The sequence below is a fragment of the Massilia genomosp. 1 genome (genome assembly GCF_011682185.1).
Taxonomy (GTDB): Bacteria; Pseudomonadota; Gammaproteobacteria; order Burkholderiales; family Burkholderiaceae_D; genus Telluria_A; species Telluria_A rubra.
The window spans coordinates 17,051-32,713 of sequence record NZ_WHJF01000078.1 but is presented as its reverse complement, the minus strand read 5'-3'; the positions used below and the strand labels follow the sequence as shown (position 1 = coordinate 32,713).

Genomic DNA, 15,663 nt, shown 5'->3' with positions numbered 1-15,663 from the left:
GGTCGCCTTCCTACTTTGCCGGTAGCTGCGGCGGTGCGCCTATCGCCGTTATCCGGCAGTACATCGAACAGCAGCAGACGCCGCACTAGACGCACCAAACCGGACGGCTGCGCCGTCCGCGCTCTTGACCCCGCCCCGCCCTGAAGGGCGAGGTTTGCCGCGCAACCGATCAAGTTGGCGGCACTGTCTCAATCGCAGCACCGGATGCCGTCCTGGTCGGAGCCGGATGCAGCGAGCGTGCTCCAGGTGATGACCGACGAGCAGCGCTTCTTCGACGCTGAACAATATACGCTCGCGGATTTCGATACCCTCCTCGAGACGTGCCAGATGGTCCGTCAAGCGGCCTTGTCCTACTACTTGTTCGACACCGGCGCCGATACGGACACATCGAACAAGAATGATGCAAGCAAGATCATGGCAGCCAAACAGGAAGTGCTTAGCCGCAAGCTGATCAAGTATCAGGACGAAACCTTTTCACTGCTGGCCTTTCAGCAGCGTTGCTTCGGAGTGCATCTGACCTTGCTGTCGGAGTTGACGAAGACACGCGGGTCTGTAAAACTGTCCCAGACGCAGCTCGAAGGCGTGGCGCAAGTTCGGCTCGGCGTGGTGCAGGCGTTTCTGGGGGCAGTCCAGATGGCGGTTTTCACCGAGGTCAGCGCTGCCAATCGGCACAAGCTGTTCGCTTCCATGGCGCGCATGGCACCCAACTATGCTCAAGCACTCGACTTGCAGGCACGGGGCGAACTTCGCAACTATTTCCGGCAATTGCACACCACGCTCCCCCAGGAATTTCACATCTATCTGGATGACTTTGAGAAGGCAATGGCGTCGTCAAGCTGCACCGGACTGTGTCTGATTTGACCAGTGCGGCGGCAGCAGCGCCAGATACGCATAGCTGGTCCTTACTTACTCTGCAAGTCGCTGCGCGCTGCCATCAGCGCGAAGCCGAGCAGGTTCGGCCCTTCCCACAAGTTGGGGTCGTTCGAGCGGGGATCGTCCGCCGCCAGGCCGGTGCCCCAGATGCGGTCGAGCGGACTGGCTTCCACCAGCACGTGCTTGCCGGTGCCGGTGAGGAAATCGCGCAGGGCCGGGTTTTGTCCGAATTTGGCCACATTGGCGCGGCAGACGATCTCGAAACGCTGCGCCAGCCAGTCGGCTTCGACAAAATTGGCGACGCCGCGGCCGAGCGCCTTGGCCGCGCCCGGGGTCGGCGCTGCCAGTACCTTGGCGCGCGTCGCTTCATCATTGAACAGGCGCGCCTTTTCGGCCATCATGAAATGCTCGGCGGTGGTATAGCGGTCGCCGTCGAGCTCGAACGGCGCCTGGTACCACTGGCTGAAGCAACTGCGCGTGATCACGGCATCCTTGGGCGGGGTATGGCCCCAAAAATGTAAAAACGAGAACGATTCGCCGGCATTGAAACGCCTGCGTAGTTCTTCCAGGGTGGTGGGCAAGGCCATGATGCGGACTTTCTGTTGGTGTCAGGATATGACAGCCAGTTTACCCGGTTTCGGACGGCAAGGCGTTCACCGCGCGCCGCAAGCTTTTAGGCAGGCAATAGACCAGCAAGACCGGCGGGACCGCGACCACGCAGATCATTTTCCCTCCCCCGACGTCGCGATGCCACAGCCAGCTGACAAAGCGCGCCAGCACCCAGGTACACAGCACGCGCGCCACGCCATGCGGTCCGGTCCAGTACAACACGACAGCGGCGATGCACAATACCGTGACCATGCCGAGCATGCCATCGGCCGGCCGCGGCGCCGGGGCGCGCGCTGGCGCAACAGCCGGCGAAGGATCGTTCGTGCTCACGGTCTCATTTGCCGATGCAAAAGCGGCTGAAAATCACGCCCAGCAAGTCATCCGAGGAAAATTGCCCGGTGATGCTGGACAGTTGCGTCTGCGCCAGCCGCAATTCCTCGGCGAACAGGTCGAGCGACTGGTCGTTTTGCGCGGCATGCTCGCCCGCCAGCGCCAGGTGCTTGTGGGCCGAGCGCAGGGCGATCAGGTGCCGTTCGCGCGCCAAAAACAGCGATTCGCCGGTTTGCTGCCAGCCGGCGATACGCAACAATTCGGCGCGCAGCAAGTCCATGCCCACGTGCTCGTGCGCCGACAGGTAGATATTGGTCGCTTCCTCGGTCGGGTCGACCGAGGGCTTGTGGCCCGACAGGTCGATCTTGTTCCACACGCGCAGCACCGGCACACCGGCCGGAAAGGCGGCCACGATGCCGTCGTCGGCCCGGGTCGGGCCCTGGTCGGCGTCGAGCAGGTGCAAGATGACGTCGGCCTTGGCCACTTCGCCCCAGGTGCGCTCGATGCCGATGCGCTCGACGACGTCGACGGCGGCGTCGATGGTGCGGATGCCGGCGGTGTCGATGATGTTGAGCGGAATGCCTTCGATCTGGATGGTTTCGCTGACCTTGTCGCGCGTGGTGCCGGCGATCGGGGTGACGATGGCCACGTCGGCCCCGGCCAGGGCGTTCAGGAGTGAAGACTTACCCACGTTGGGCTGGCCGACCAGCACCACGTTCAATCCCTCGCGCAACAGCGCACCCTGGGCCGCCTGCTGGAACACGCGCTCGAGCGAGGCCACGATCACGGCCAGCTGGCCGCGCGCGTCGGATTTTTCGAGGAAGTCGATTTCTTCTTCCGGGAAATCGAGGGTCGCTTCGACCAGCATGCGCAGGCCGATGGTCTGTTCCACCAAGGTATTGATGGTCTTGGAAAACGCGCCCGACAGCGATTGCGTGGCCGACTTGGCGGCCGCTTCGGTGGAAGCATCGATCAGGTCGGCGACGGCTTCGGCCTGGGCCAGGTCGAGCTTGTCGTTCAGATAGGCGCGGCGCGTGAATTCACCGGGCTCGGCCAGGCGCAGGCCGGCGTCGGCGCCCGCTTCGAGCACGCGCGCGAGCAGCATCTGCAACACGATCGGCCCGCCGTGGCCCTGTAACTCCAGCACGTCTTCGCCGGTGTACGAGTTCGGCCCCTTGAAATACAGGGCGATGCCCTGGTCGATGACCGCGCCATCGGCCTGCCTGAAGGGAATATAGGTCGCGCGGCGTGGCGTCAAGGCCACCTCCGGGAACAGCGCGGCCAGCAGGGGCGCGAGCGACTTGCCGGAGGCGCGCACGACGCCGATGCCGCCGCGGCCCGGGGCGGTGGCGATCGCGGCAATGGGGGAAGTATCGAGTTTCATAGATGTGATTGTAATTTAATTGCCGCAACAGGCTGGCGGATTGTCGTTGCCGCGCGCGCACATAAAAAAAGCCCGTGGGGAACACGGGCTTTCTGGACCTTACGGCGAACGCTTATTTCTTCGCTGCCGCATCTTCGAATTTCTTGGTGATGACCCATTGCTGGGCGATCGACAAGATGTTGTTCACTACCCAGTACAGCACCAGGCCGGACGGGAAGAAGATGAACATGACCGAGAACGCCAGCGGCATGAACAGCATCATCTTGGCCTGCATCGGATCGGCTGGCGCCGGGTTCAGCTTGGTCGTGATGAACATCGAGATCGCGTACAGCACTGGCAGGATGTAGAACGGGTCAGGCGCGGTCAGGTCGGTGATCCAGCCGATCCATGGGGCGCCGCGCATTTCGGCGGACGCCTGCAGCACCCAGTACAGGGCGATAAAGACCGGCATCTGGACCACGATCGGCAGGCAGCCGCCGACCGGGTTGATCTTTTCGGTCTTGTACAGTTCCATGGTGGCCTGGTTCATCTTGGCCGGGTCGTTCTTGTACTTCTCGCGGATCGCTTGCATCTTCGGCGTGACCACCTTGATGCGCGCCATGCTCTTGTAACCGGCAGCCGACAGCGGGAAGAACACCAGCTTGATCAGGATGGTAAAGGCGATGATGGTCCAGCCCCAGTTGCCCAGGACCTTGTGGATCTGGTCCATGACCCAGAAAATCGGCTTGGCGATAATCGTCAGGAAACCGTAATCCTTGACCAGTTCCAGGCCGGGGGCGATTTTTTCCAGCTTGTTCTCGTCCTGCGGACCCGAATACAGCCTGACCTGGTTCGATACGCTCGCGCCCGGTGCAATGGCGCCCAAAGGCATCAGGGTACCGATCGCGTACAGGTTGGTGGCCACTCTCTTGGTGTAGATTTCGCGCGGCATCTTCGCCGGCGGCAGGAAAGCCGAGACAAAATAGTGCTGCGAAATCGCGACCCAGCCGTCATCGGACTGCTTGGCATGGTCGGCCGTGCCTTTTTTCTCGATGGTTTCGAACTTCAGCTTCTGATAGTGGTCGGTCGGGGTGTACATGGTCGGACCGGTGTAGCTGGAGTTGAAGTAGGACTCGCCCTCTGGCTTGTTACCGTGGTGCAGCAGTTCGACGAACAGCGACGGCGCAACCGGCGTGGCGCCGATGTTGGCGATATCGTGGCGCATGTCGATCAGGTAGTCGCCGCGCTTGAAGACATACGTCTTGGTCAGCTTGATACCGCCCTGCTCGGCTTCGAGCACGAGTTGCACTTCGTTGGCGCTGTCGAGCGCGCGCGGGCCGGACTTGGCGACGAAGCCGCTGAACTGGGTCGGCACCGGTTCGCCCGGCGCGTTGCGCACCAGCCCGGTCTGGGCCACATACACGCCTCTCGGATTGACGTCGAACAAGACCTGGTTGCGGGTCTTGTCGTGGGCATCCTTAAACTTGAGCAATTCAAGCCGCTTGATCACGCCACCGAGGGTGTCGATGTCGACTTTCATGACATCGGTGGTAATGGTGATGGTGTCGTTCTTGAACGGGGCTGGCGCGGCGGCGCCGGCCTGGCCAGGCGCACCCGGCACGGCGGCGCTGCCGGCGGCGTTCGGCAAGCCGGTCGCCGGTGCGGTGTTGGCGACCGTGGCCGTCTTCACAGGCACTGCCCATGGGTAGATCGACTGTTTGCCGTTCGATACCATCCAGTCGTTCCAGAGAACCACCAGCGATACGGAAAACACGATCCACAGGATAGTACGTTTATTGATTTCCATTGAGGTATTGGTCAGGAGTGGTTGCAACCGCAAGCGGCTGTAGAAGAATTCTCGGGGTGCGCAGGCGGCACCGGATCGAATCCGCCATCATCCCACGGATGGCAGCGGCACAGGCGGCGCGCGCCCAGCAGGCTGCCGCGCGCGGCGCCGTGGGTACGGATCGCTTCGATCGCATAATTGGAGCAGGTCGGGTAAAAGCGGCAGCGCTGTCCCAGCATGGGAGATAACATCAGCTGGTAGCCACGCAATAACCAGACGAGCAGGGTATTCATGGTGACGCTTTCGGCGCGGGCGTCCCGCAGGGCGTCCCGCAGGGCGTCCCATCGGGCGTCCCGGACGGCGGCGCGGCGCGCGGCGCTTGCGACGAGAACAGGCGCGCAATTTCCGCGCGCAGGATCGCCTTGAGCGCGGCGGTGGTGGCCGGGCCTTGCTTGGTATTGACCGGGCGCGCGAGGCGCACGATGCAGTCGACGGCCGGCAGCGGCGCCATGCGGAACAGCTCGCGCGTCACGCGCTTGATCGTATTGCGGGTCACGGCACGGGGCGCAAAGCGCTTGGCCACGACCACGCCGAGCCGCGCATGCGGCAAGTCGTTCGAGCGGGTGTAGAGCACGAAATGGGCCGTTTTTTGGGCGGGGCGCAAACGAAAAACGGATGAAAATTCATCCGTTTTAACGATACGCCGAACGCGCGCGAAGTCGTGTGAACCTTCGCTAGTCATAGCCAACCGCGATCGGGCAGTAAGTGCCAGACTTATACAGCCAGGCGTTTGCGACCCTTGGCGCGGCGTGCATTGAGCACATCGCGACCGCCACGGGTTGCCATACGTGCGCGGAAGCCGTGCGTACGCTTGCGACGAACGACGGAAGGTTGGTAAGTACGTTTCATGGTGGTCTCGCTTAAAGCAAAATAAAATGCAAAATCGGGTCTGACGTCCCGTCAGTTTTCGGCGCCAATGACATTTCGCAGATGTTAAGCCAGCGTCACGCCACAGCAAAAATACTCATATTTACCCGCTAAGCCACAGCTACAAGTCGGAACAGACTGACTCATTTGCACGGAGTACGGGCGGGGAACCTTGGATTAGAACGCATTTTGCTGGGTTTTGTCAAGGATGGTGGCGCTTTGGCGGCCCGATGGTCGCGTTTTCGCAGGGCAAATGTGGGCTGGAAAATACACTGCGCTGCGGGTGGGCCGGACAGATGGCTTAGTTTTAAGGCAACTTGATTTCCAGTCATTTCCCCTCTGCCACGTTGTCCCTGCACCGAAAATAAGCGGCGTGCCTGTGGATAACTCGGGCCTTCGCGGGTAGAATAGCGTGTTACGTGTGGCGAACCGCTCGCAACGCATGCGCTAGCGAAGCATCATCGAACCGCCCCTCCACACCTTATTCAGACAGAAGATTCATGGAAAATTTTTGGCAGACCTGTTCCGCGCAGTTGGAACTGGAGCTGACGCCGCAACAATTCAGTGCGTGGATCAAACCGCTGGTTGCCCTCGACTACGAGGACGGCAAGTTGCGCATCGCAGCACCGAACCGCTTCAAGCTGGACTGGGTGAAGTCGCAGTTCGCCAACCGCATCACGGCCCTGGCCTCCCAGTATTGGGAAGCGCCGACCGAGGTGCAGTTCGTGCTCGACCCGCGTAACGCCCTGCCGAAAAAACCGGTGGCCCCGCACCCGGCCCCGAACGACGGCCCGCTGCCCGGCACCATCAACCATGGCCAGGGCAACGGCAACGCTGGCGCGGACAATCCGGCTGTGCCGGAAATGTTCAACATCGGCAATTCACCGCGCCGCGAGCAGAGCCGCGTCAACACCGACCTGACCTTCGACAGCTTCGTGACCGGCAAGGCCAACCAGCTGGCGCGCGCCGCCGCGATCCAGGTGGCCAACAATCCGGGCGTGAGCTACAACCCGCTGTTCTTCTACGGCGGCGTGGGCCTGGGTAAAACCCACCTGATCCACGCGATCGGCAACCAGGTGATGGCCGACCAGCCCGGCGCCAAGATTCGCTACATCCACGCGGAGCAGTATGTACGCGATGTCGTCACGGCCTACCAACGCAAGGGCTTCGACGACTTCAAGCATTACTACCACTCGCTGGACATGCTGCTGATCGATGATATCCAGTTTTTCGGCGGCAAGAGCCGCACGCAGGAAGAGTTTTTCTATGCCTTCGAAGCCCTGATCGCCGCGAAGAAACAGATCATCATCACCAGCGATACGTATCCAAAAGAAATCACCGGCATGGACGACCGCCTGATCTCGCGTTTCGATTCCGGCCTGACGGTGGCGATCGAGCCGCCCGAGCTGGAAATGCGGGTGGCGATCCTGCTGAAAAAAGCCCAGTCCGAAGGCGTGACGTTTTCGGACGACGTGGCCTTTTTCGTGGCCAAGCACCTGCGCTCGAACGTGCGCGAGCTCGAAGGCGCGCTGCGCAAAATCCTGGCGTACTCGCGCTTCCACGGCAAGGACATCACCATCGATGTGGTGAAAGAAGCGCTGAAGGACTTGCTGTCGGTCCAGAACCGCCAGATCTCGGTGGAAAACATCCAGAAGACGGTGGCCGACTTCTTCAGCATCAAGGTGGCCGACATGTATTCCAAGCGTCGCCCGGCCAACATTGCGCGGCCGCGCCAGATCGCCATGTACCTGGCCAAGGAATTAACCCAGAAGAGCTTGCCGGAGATCGGCGAACTTTTCGGCGGACGCGACCACACCACGGTGCTGCACGCGGTGCGCAAGATCGCCCTCGACCGCACCAAGAACGCCGAATGCAACCATGAGCTGCACGTCCTGGAACAGACTTTGAAGGGCTAAAGTTCAAATTAATGTGCGAACGGCAATTTCTGGCAAAATATAGCATTAGCAGCAAGGTTACCGTGGCCCTGTTGTTGCGTTGTCAGCCCCGGAGCAAGCCTGCTTGCCGGGGGCGGCCGGCGTGGCGGCACTGCTTACCGGGCCATACAGGGGGTGCCTGAAAACCGTCGTGCAGTTGGTTTTTAGCGGTCCCACAGTACATTTCTGACAACTTACCGAGGATTACTATGCAATTGGTCAAAACCACCCGAGATACCCTTCTCCGGCCACTGCAGATCGTGAGCGGTATTGTCGAGCGTCGGCACACTATGCCGATTCTGGCCAATATCCTCATCCGCAAGGACGGCGAAAACGTCTCGTTCCTGTCTACGGACACCGAAGTGCAGATCACCACGCACGCCAGCATCGGCTCGGGTGCCGATGTGGCCGGTACCACCGTGGCCGCGCGCAAACTGCTCGACATTTTGCGCGCCCTGCCCGAATCGGGCGACGTCACGATGACCCTGGCCAACAAGCGCCTGACGGTACAAACCGGCAAGTCGCGCTTCGCGCTGCAAACCCTGGCGGCGGAAGAGTTTCCGACCGTCGCGGTCGCGGATACCTACAACGCCACCGTCACCCTGCCGCAAAAGACGCTCAAGCACCTGTTCAACATGGTACACTTTTCGATGGCGCAACAGGATATCCGTTACTACCTGAACGGCCTGCTGCTGGTGCTGGACGGGCGCAACGTCATCGCCGTGGCCACCGACGGCCACCGCCTGGCGTTTTGCCAGGTCGAGACCGAGCAGGAATTCACGCGCCAGGAAGTCATCATTCCGCGCAAGACGATCATTGAACTGCAGCGTTTGCTCGAAGAAAGCGACGAGATGGTCCAGCTGGACATTTCAACTTCGCAAGTCAAGCTGACCTTCGCCGACATCGAGCTGGTGTCGAAGCTGGTGGAAGGCAAGTTCCCGGATTACACGCGTGTGATTCCAAAGGGCTACAAGAACGACTTCACGATCAGCCGCGATGAGCTGCTGCGTTCGCTGCAACGCGCGGCGATCATGACCAGCGACAAGTTCAAAGGCGTCCGCTGCATCATCAGTCCGGGCAGCATGAAAATCAGCTCGACCAATGCGGACCAGGAAGAAGCGGTTGAAGAACTCGAAATCGACTACGGCGGCGACAGCGTCGACATCGGTTTCAACGTGACTTACCTGCTGGACGTGTTGAACAACCTGAAGTGCGACCAGATCAACATTGCGCTGGGCGACTCGAATTCGTCGGCACTGATTTCGATTCCGGATAACGCGGACTTCAAGTACGTCGTCATGCCGATGCGGATTTAAGCAGCACGAATTACGGCAAGCCAAGGCAGCACGCAATACCCGGAACCCATGCTCCGTCTTTCCCGCGCAGGCGGGAATCCATAGCACCTGTGATATGCGACGGTGCTATGGGTTCCCGCCTTCGCGGGAACGACGCAGAGTTGGATTCCACATTTAGCACCCGATACATCGTTTTTTGAGAAAGCAGTCCATGTCCGAGAACACACCAGCAATCCCCGCCAAGATCGAAGAATACGGAGCCTCCTCAATCCAGATCCTCGAAGGTCTGGAAGCGGTGCGCAAGCGCCCCGGCATGTACATTGGCGACACCTCGGACGGCACCGGCCTGCACCATCTGGTGTTCGAAGTGCTGGACAACTCAATCGACGAATCGCTGGCCGGCCACTGTACCGAAATCCACGTCACGATCCACTCGGACAATTCGATTTCGATCACCGATAACGGCCGCGGCGTACCGACCGGCCTCAAATTCGACGACAAGCACGAGCCAAAGCGCAGCGCGGCCGAAATCGTCATGACCGAACTGCACGCCGGCGGCAAGTTCGACCAGAACTCGTACAAGGTCTCGGGCGGCCTGCACGGCGTGGGCGTTTCCTGCGTCAACGGCCTGTCGAAACTGCTGAAACTGACCATTCGCCGCGACGGCAAAGTCCATTACATGGAATTCGTGCGCGGCGTGCCGCAAAACCGCGAGATCGAGATGATCGACGGCGTTGCGGTTTCCCCGATCAAGGTGATCGGCGAAACCGACAAGCGCGGCACCGACGTCCACTTCTGGGCCGACGAACAGATTTTCACGCACGTCGAATTTCACTACGAAATCCTGGCCAAGCGGATCCGCGAACTGTCGTTCCTCAATAACGGCGTCAATATCAAGCTGACCGACCAGCGCACCGGCAAGGAAGAAATCTTCGCCTTCGAAGGCGGCACGCGCGGCTTCGTCGAATACATCAACAAAGCCAAGACGGTGCTGCACCCGACCGTGTTCCAGGCCACCGGCGAGCGCCTGTCGGACCAGGGCACCAATATCAGCGTCGACGTCTCCATGCAATGGAACGACGCCTACAACGAACAAGTGCTGTGCTTTACCAATAACATCCCGCAGCGCGATGGCGGCACCCACCTGACCGGCCTGCGCGCGGCGATGACGCGCGTGATCAACAAATATATCGACGAGCACGATTTCGCCAAGAAAGCCAAGGTCGAAATCAGCGGCGACGACATGCGCGAAGGCCTGACCTGCGTGCTGTCGGTCAAAGTACCGGAGCCGAAATTCAGCTCCCAGACCAAAGACAAGCTGGTATCGAGCGAAGTGCGCGGCCCGGTCGAGGAAATCGTCGCCAAGACCTTGACCGACTACCTGATGGAAAAGCCGAACGACGCCAAGATCATCTGCGGCAAAATCGTGGAAGCGGCGCGTGCGCGCGAAGCGGCGCGCAAGGCGCGCGACCTGACCCGCCGCAAAGGCATCATGGACGGTCTGGGCCTGTCGGCCAAACTGGCCGACTGCCAGGAAAAAGACCCGGCGCTGTGCGAACTGTACATCGTCGAGGGTGATTCGGCGGGTGGCTCGGCAAAACAAGGGCGCGACCGTAAATTCCAGGCCATTTTGCCGCTGCGCGGCAAGGTGCTGAACGTGGAAAAAGCGCGCTTCGAGAAGATGCTGTCGTCGGAACAGATCACGACCCTGATCGCCACGCTCGGCACCTCGATCGGACCGGACGAATTCAACGTCGACAAGCTGCGTTATCACCGCATCATTATCATGACCGATGCGGACGTCGACGGCGCCCACATCCGCACCTTGCTCCTGACCTTGTTCTATCGCCAGATGCCGCAACTGGTGGAACGCGGCCATATCTATATCGCGCAACCGCCGCTGTACAAGGTCAAGGCTGGCCGCGACGAGCGTTATCTGAAGGATGACCTGGAAGAAGCGAGCTACATGATGACGGTGGCCTTAAACAGCGCCGCGCTGGTGCCGCGCGAAGGCGGCGAGCCGATTTCGGGCGAACCGCTGGCCGAACTGGTACGCCAGTTCAACCTGTCGAACGCGATCATGATGCGCCTGACGCGCGTGATCGACCGCGCCGCGCTGACCGCCATCATGACCGGCGTCACGCTCGACCTGAGTACGCTCGAGGGCGCCGGGGTGTCGGCCGCCGCGATGGAAAAAATGATCGACGACAAAGCCGTCAAGGTGAGCGTGCGTTCGGACGACCTGAGCGAAAAACACGCGCTGCGCATCGAGCGTATGCACCACGGCAATATCCAGGTCAGTTCGATCGATGCCGATTTTGTCCAGGGAGCCGATTATTCGACCCTGGCCAGTGCGGCGGCAACGTTCCAGGGTTTGATTGGCGAAGGCGCCTTCATCCGCCGCGGCGAAGGCGAGCGCATGAAGGAGTCGGCGGTGGACGACTTCCACCACGCGATGCAATGGCTGCGCGACGAAGCCGAGCGCACGGTGACCAAACAGCGCTACAAAGGGCTGGGCGAGATGAATCCGGAGCAGCTGTGGGAAACCACGATGGACCCGACCGTGCGCCGTTTGCTGAAAGTGCAGATCGATGACGCGATTGCGGCGGACCAGATTTTCACCACCTTGATGGGTGATGAGGTTGAGCCGCGCAGGAACTTCATTGAGTCGAATGCGCTGCGCGCCGGGAATATCGACGCTTAAGCTTTGTCGTCATCCATGACCTCGAACTACACGACGAAAATCTGAATAGTCGATCGATCGGCCACCAAGAACGGTGGCCTTTTTTCATGTGCATCCGCTGATCAAAAGCACTTGACCTGCCCAACTGGGCCGGGTCGCTTGAGATTAAACGCTGCAAATACAGAAAGCGCGCATGACAGACAGAGTTGTCCCTTTTAATCCCTTAGATAAAAAGAACCTTGGCGCCAGTGTTGCCGAAGCCTTGTTGACGAAGGAGGTCCACCCGCTTGGAGAGCTACCAGCGTTCGAGGGGGCCGGGATTTATGCGATCTATTACACAGGAGATTTTCAACCCTATCAACAAGTCTCACGCTTGAATCGCGACGGCAAGTTCCTGCTGCCGATTTATGTTGGTAAGGCTATCCCCGCCGGGGCACGGAGGGGCGCTGATCTAGAGCTGGCAGCGGGTAAAGTATTGCAAAAGCGCATCAAAGAGCATGCGGAAAGCGTGAGGGCAGCCGACAATTTGGATATCGATGATTTTCATTGTCGCTTCCTTGTGGTGGACGACATCTGGATCCCACTTGGAGAATCGCTGATCATCGGCAGGTTCAAGCCCATTTGGAACGCCTTGATTGATGGCTTTGGTAATCACAACCCCGGTAAAGGCCGACTCGCCGGGAAACGATCACGTTGGGACGTGTTGCACCCCGGACGTGGCTGGGTAATGAATTACGCAGACCGCCCCGAAACGGCAGCGCAATTGGCCCAAGACGCCGAGAGCTATCTGAAAAGTCTTCCAGCTTGCCTGTCGGGACAATTCATCCAGGCCGAAGGCGAATAACACGAAGACGATTACTGTGGCTTACGCGACCGCGAGCAGCGGCGGAGCTTGCCGTGCGGCACGTAAATGACCGCATACGCTGCCCGCCATTACCGACGCTAATCGCACCGGAACCGCATTTCCAAGCTGGCGCATCGTTTCACCCCAACTCCCCTCGAAGATGAAGGAATCCGGGAAGGTCTGAATTCTGGCTGACTCGCGTACGGTGAAATAACGTACAGAACCATCGGGACGTCGCAACATGTTCTCGCCGCCGGGCACACCATGGTCCCCCGCTTTGAGCGCCTTGGCAGGTTCATCGAGTGGACTGCCAGTATGGCCGGCATAGCTGCGAGCGCCCGGCTGGAAACGATGGGCCGCTACCAGTTCCACATCCGGCCGCCGCTCAGGATCGGGCAAATCCGCAATGGCATCCCGGACCGTCAGCCATGGCAGGCGTACTTGAGCCGGGTCGAGCGCCAATAAGCCCTGCAACTTACGCTCGATACCCTCTGGTCTGACTGGGCGATTACGTCGCGCAACACGGTGACGCTCCCAATACAGGCCGTCCGTTCCCCACTGATCGAGCAAGAGGGCCTCTTGACTATGGCTGGCGGAAGGAAATTCATATTGGTTAGGTAGGTCAGCACGGAAACCCACGATGAAAATTCTCATGCGCTTTTGCGGCACGCCATAGTTGGCGGCATTAACAAGTCGCCATTCGACACGGTATTCGCTTCGAGCGCGGGTTCCCTTATGACGATCAAGTCTGGCAAGATGCAGCATCCACGGTTCGTTAGTACGGGCCTGAAAAGCCGGGTACTCAAGTTGCAACAAGATATACCGGAAGTAATCTGAAAACGCCGCCCGCTTTAAACCCTGCACATTCTCGAATACGAACGCACTTGGCTGAGTTTCACGAACAGCACGGATGGCTTGCGGAAACATGTCTCTTGGGTCAAGGAAGCCACCAGCCTTCCCGCCCATGGAAAACGGCTGGCATGGTGGTCCGCCGGTAACCAGATCGATTCCCTGGAAGGCGTCGTATTGAAATTGGCGGACGTCACCCTCGGTAACGTCTGGCCAATGAGAAAGCGGCTCCACCTTGGCGCTCTGGTTACGCCGGATCGTCTGACACGCATGGGAATTCCACTCAACAACGGCTTGATGGGCAACGCCATGCTCCGAAAAACCCAGCGCCAAGCCTCCGGCGCCTGCAAAAAGTTCGATTGATTGGAGCGGCATGATTCGTCTACTGTGGTTCTTTAAAGCAATTGTCCCAAAATGGGGTTTTGGCCGCAACTTCCAATGAAAACTATGGTCGAAGCTTGCGTTCCTGTTAGCGGCAGAAAACAGAGCAGTATAAAGCAAGCATCCAGTTGAAGGGTGAGCGGATCAGCGCCATTATACTGTATGCCTATACAGTCATCAATCGCATCACGCGTGTGGCAGCATGCCCAGTACCCTCCCGGCGCCTCCTCCACGTGTTCCGAAGTACACTTGAGCCATCTCAAACGCAGGTATCGTGTTTACGCTAGCACGAAGCGATTGCCAAGGGGAAGAATGGTTGATACCGCTACACAAGTCCGACGCAGCGAGATCATGTCACGCGTTCGGTCAAAAAATACTCGGCCGGAGCTGCTCGTCCGACGGCTATTCACGGCTGCTTTTGGCATAGGCACGAAGGCTGCGCGATGGCGCGCATCCCCAAGTCGCGGGTTGAGTTCTGGACAACGAAGCTGAGTACCAATCGAGCGCGGGACGATGTCAATCTAAGCAAGCTCAAAGCTGCGGGATGGGAGGTCTTGGTTCTCTGGGAATGTGAACTACAGTCAGCGGATTTGTTGACGCGAATAAGCGCGTTCCTGGATAAATATCGAAAAAATAGCCCGTCTTAGCGGGATATACGACTTTTTATGTGTGGAAACACATAAACCTTCCCGGGGCAGCCTCACCGAACAGTCGGTCGGGCGCTCAACTCGACTTTAGCGTCACAAACACGAATCTCGGCCGCCCTTTCCATCCGTGCCCACATTCCATCATGATTGACAACCTAACGAACGTTAGTTAGAGTTGCGCCTTCTGATCAAACACAGGAGTGAAAACATGCTGTTGGCTCGACAAGAAACACGCGACTGGTGCGATTCGGGTATTGCCGGGGTGCAGATTTGTTCGACCTGGACCGGCAACGACGGCGATGGCGGCTACCTGGCCCGATTCCAGGCCGGAGCACGCTTCCCCAAGCATGCGCATCATGGATGGGAACAAATCCTGGTGGTAGCGGGCGCGATCCGCTTTAACGACGTCGAGCTGCGCGCCGGCGATGTGCTGCAGGTTCAGGGAAGCGATGAGCATGAAGCGTGCGCGCTCGAAGAAACGCTGCTGTTCGTCGCCCACCATGGCGGCATCGACATGCTGGAGCAGGCACCTTGACGCCTGCCAAAAGAAGTCAGCTCTCGCTAACCCGGGAAACCATCCTCGGCGCAGCAATCGGCCTGTTTCAACAGCGCGGATTCAGCGGCCTCGGCATGCGCCAGATCGCCGACTGCCTGCAAATCAAAGCACCGAGCCTGTACCACCATTTCAGCTCGAAAGAAGACCTGGCCCGCCAGGCGCTGCAACTGTATCGGGAGGACCAGGCCGCCCGCTTGCTCGCCATCGAGGCAACAGGCGACTTTAACGAGCAACTTCGGATGTATGCGGAGCTGTTTGCCGCGATGTTGGACGATGGCAGCCGTCCCTGCATGTACTTGATGATGGTGCGCGAACCGTCGTTTCAGGAGCCCGCCTGCATCGACGAGTTGCGCCTGTTTGTGAAGCAAAATGTCGATTGGCTGGAGGGCATCCTGCGCAATGGCAAAGACCTGTTACGTTTGCCGGCCGGCGTCAGCGCGCGCGATCTCGCCGAGACGATCTTTGCGGCTTTCGAAGGGATCATGGCAGTGTCCTTGGTCGATCCAATGCCATCCGTGACATTTCGGGAAAGAGCAAGCAAGGTCCTCAAGCTCGTGATCAACACCACGACCTGAGAACGGGCGGA

Annotated in this window: 16 protein-coding genes; 8 read left to right on the top strand and 8 right to left on the bottom strand. The window is 59.6% G+C overall.

Annotated elements, in window-relative coordinates; genetic code table 11:
• On the top strand, window positions 1–89 hold an 89-nt coding region (locus F1735_RS23990), incomplete at its 5' end, for a transposase (protein ID WP_187364298.1).
• An 85-nt stretch (window positions 90–174) separates the two neighbouring features.
• Complete coding sequence (locus F1735_RS23985; RefSeq protein WP_167239264.1) at window positions 175–861, top strand: hypothetical protein; 687 nt, start codon at window positions 175–177, stop codon at window positions 859–861.
• Between the two features lie 41 nt (window positions 862–902).
• Here the strand turns inward: F1735_RS23985 and F1735_RS23980 are convergent, their stop codons facing one another.
• The 7 genes from F1735_RS23980 to rpmH all read right to left on the bottom strand — a co-directional run bounded on the left by F1735_RS23980 (window position 903) and on the right by rpmH (window position 5,870).
• On the bottom strand, window positions 903–1,460 hold the full coding sequence (locus F1735_RS23980) for an NADAR family protein (protein WP_167239263.1): 558 nt from the start codon (window positions 1,458–1,460) through the stop codon (window positions 903–905).
• Window positions 1,461–1,500: 40 nt separating this feature from the next.
• Entirely contained in the window at window positions 1,501–1,812 is a 312-nt protein-coding gene (locus F1735_RS23975; protein WP_167239262.1) for a hypothetical protein, read from the bottom strand.
• Window positions 1,813–1,816: 4 nt separating this feature from the next.
• On the bottom strand, window positions 1,817–3,196 hold the full coding sequence (gene mnmE / locus F1735_RS23970; RefSeq protein ID WP_167239261.1) for a tRNA uridine-5-carboxymethylaminomethyl(34) synthesis GTPase MnmE: 1,380 nt from the start codon (window positions 3,194–3,196) through the stop codon (window positions 1,817–1,819).
• Between the two features lie 112 nt (window positions 3,197–3,308).
• Window positions 3,309–4,982 (bottom strand): membrane protein insertase YidC, encoded by a 1,674-nt coding sequence (gene yidC / locus F1735_RS23965; protein WP_167239260.1) that lies wholly within the window; start codon window positions 4,980–4,982, stop codon window positions 3,309–3,311.
• 11 nt (window positions 4,983–4,993) lie between these two features.
• Window positions 4,994–5,254 carry a membrane protein insertion efficiency factor YidD gene (gene yidD, locus F1735_RS23960; RefSeq protein ID WP_166885400.1) on the bottom strand — a complete coding sequence of 87 codons (261 nt, stop codon included), beginning with the start codon at window positions 5,252–5,254 and terminating at the stop codon, window positions 4,994–4,996.
• Window positions 5,251–5,703 (bottom strand): ribonuclease P protein component, encoded by a 453-nt coding sequence (gene rnpA / locus F1735_RS23955; RefSeq protein ID WP_167239259.1) that lies wholly within the window; start codon window positions 5,701–5,703, stop codon window positions 5,251–5,253. Before rnpA ends, yidD begins: the two co-directional genes overlap by 4 nt.
• Window positions 5,704–5,735: 32 nt before the next feature.
• Window positions 5,736–5,870: a 50S ribosomal protein L34 gene (rpmH, locus tag F1735_RS23950; protein ID WP_010401996.1), complete on the bottom strand. Its 135-nt coding sequence runs from the start codon at window positions 5,868–5,870 to the stop codon at window positions 5,736–5,738.
• Window positions 5,871–6,388: 518 nt separating this feature from the next.
• Here rpmH and dnaA point away from each other — a divergent pair.
• From dnaA to F1735_RS23930, 4 genes are all read left to right on the top strand, one after another.
• A complete protein-coding gene (gene dnaA / locus F1735_RS23945) occupies window positions 6,389–7,804 on the top strand; it encodes a chromosomal replication initiator protein DnaA (RefSeq protein ID WP_167239258.1) in 1,416 nt (471 codons plus the stop codon).
• A gap of 227 nt (window positions 7,805–8,031) precedes the next feature.
• The gene (gene dnaN, locus F1735_RS23940) at window positions 8,032–9,138 is read left to right on the top strand and encodes a DNA polymerase III subunit beta (protein ID WP_167239257.1); all 1,107 of its coding nucleotides are present in this window, start codon (window positions 8,032–8,034) and stop codon (window positions 9,136–9,138) included.
• Between the two features lie 190 nt (window positions 9,139–9,328).
• Complete coding sequence (gene gyrB, locus F1735_RS23935) at window positions 9,329–11,821, top strand: DNA topoisomerase (ATP-hydrolyzing) subunit B (protein WP_167239256.1); 2,493 nt, start codon at window positions 9,329–9,331, stop codon at window positions 11,819–11,821.
• A 172-nt stretch (window positions 11,822–11,993) separates the two neighbouring features.
• Complete coding sequence (locus tag F1735_RS23930; protein ID WP_167239255.1) at window positions 11,994–12,644, top strand: Eco29kI family restriction endonuclease; 651 nt, start codon at window positions 11,994–11,996, stop codon at window positions 12,642–12,644.
• A 21-nt stretch (window positions 12,645–12,665) separates the two neighbouring features.
• Here F1735_RS23930 and F1735_RS23925 read toward each other — a convergent pair whose 3' ends face one another.
• A complete protein-coding gene (locus tag F1735_RS23925; protein ID WP_167239254.1) occupies window positions 12,666–13,868 on the bottom strand; it encodes a DNA cytosine methyltransferase in 1,203 nt (400 codons plus the stop codon).
• A gap of 861 nt (window positions 13,869–14,729) precedes the next feature.
• On the opposite strand from F1735_RS23925, the gene F1735_RS23915 reads away from it, so the two are divergent.
• A complete protein-coding gene (locus tag F1735_RS23915; protein WP_167239253.1) occupies window positions 14,730–15,056 on the top strand; it encodes a cupin domain-containing protein in 327 nt (108 codons plus the stop codon).
• Window positions 15,053–15,652 carry a TetR/AcrR family transcriptional regulator gene (locus F1735_RS23910; RefSeq protein WP_167239252.1) on the top strand — a complete coding sequence of 200 codons (600 nt, stop codon included), beginning with the start codon at window positions 15,053–15,055 and terminating at the stop codon, window positions 15,650–15,652. The genes F1735_RS23915 and F1735_RS23910 overlap by 4 nt, the downstream gene beginning before the upstream one ends.
• Window positions 15,653–15,663: the final 11 nt, after the last annotated feature.

Bases quoted from the DNA above. Each gene is read 5' to 3' on its own strand.
- F1735_RS23980 (WP_167239263.1), bottom strand. From the start codon at position 1,460: ATGGCCTTGCCCACCACCCTGGAAGAACTACGCAGGCGTTTCAATGCC.
- mnmE (WP_167239261.1), bottom strand. From the start codon at position 3,196: ATGAAACTCGATACTTCCCCCATTGCCGCGATCGCCACCGCCCCGGGC.
- yidC (WP_167239260.1), bottom strand. From the start codon at position 4,982: ATGGAAATCAATAAACGTACTATCCTGTGGATCGTGTTTTCCGTATCG.
- yidD (WP_166885400.1), bottom strand. From the start codon at position 5,254: ATGAATACCCTGCTCGTCTGGTTATTGCGTGGCTACCAGCTGATGTTA.
- rnpA (WP_167239259.1), bottom strand. From the start codon at position 5,703: ATGACTAGCGAAGGTTCACACGACTTCGCGCGCGTTCGGCGTATCGTT.
- rpmH (WP_010401996.1), bottom strand. From the start codon at position 5,870: ATGAAACGTACTTACCAACCTTCCGTCGTTCGTCGCAAGCGTACGCAC.
- dnaA (WP_167239258.1), top strand. From the start codon at position 6,389: ATGGAAAATTTTTGGCAGACCTGTTCCGCGCAGTTGGAACTGGAGCTG.
- dnaN (WP_167239257.1), top strand. From the start codon at position 8,032: ATGCAATTGGTCAAAACCACCCGAGATACCCTTCTCCGGCCACTGCAG.
- gyrB (WP_167239256.1), top strand. From the start codon at position 9,329: ATGTCCGAGAACACACCAGCAATCCCCGCCAAGATCGAAGAATACGGA.
- F1735_RS23930 (WP_167239255.1), top strand. From the start codon at position 11,994: ATGACAGACAGAGTTGTCCCTTTTAATCCCTTAGATAAAAAGAACCTT.
- F1735_RS23925 (WP_167239254.1), bottom strand. From the start codon at position 13,868: ATGCCGCTCCAATCAATCGAACTTTTTGCAGGCGCCGGAGGCTTGGCG.
- F1735_RS23915 (WP_167239253.1), top strand. From the start codon at position 14,730: ATGCTGTTGGCTCGACAAGAAACACGCGACTGGTGCGATTCGGGTATT.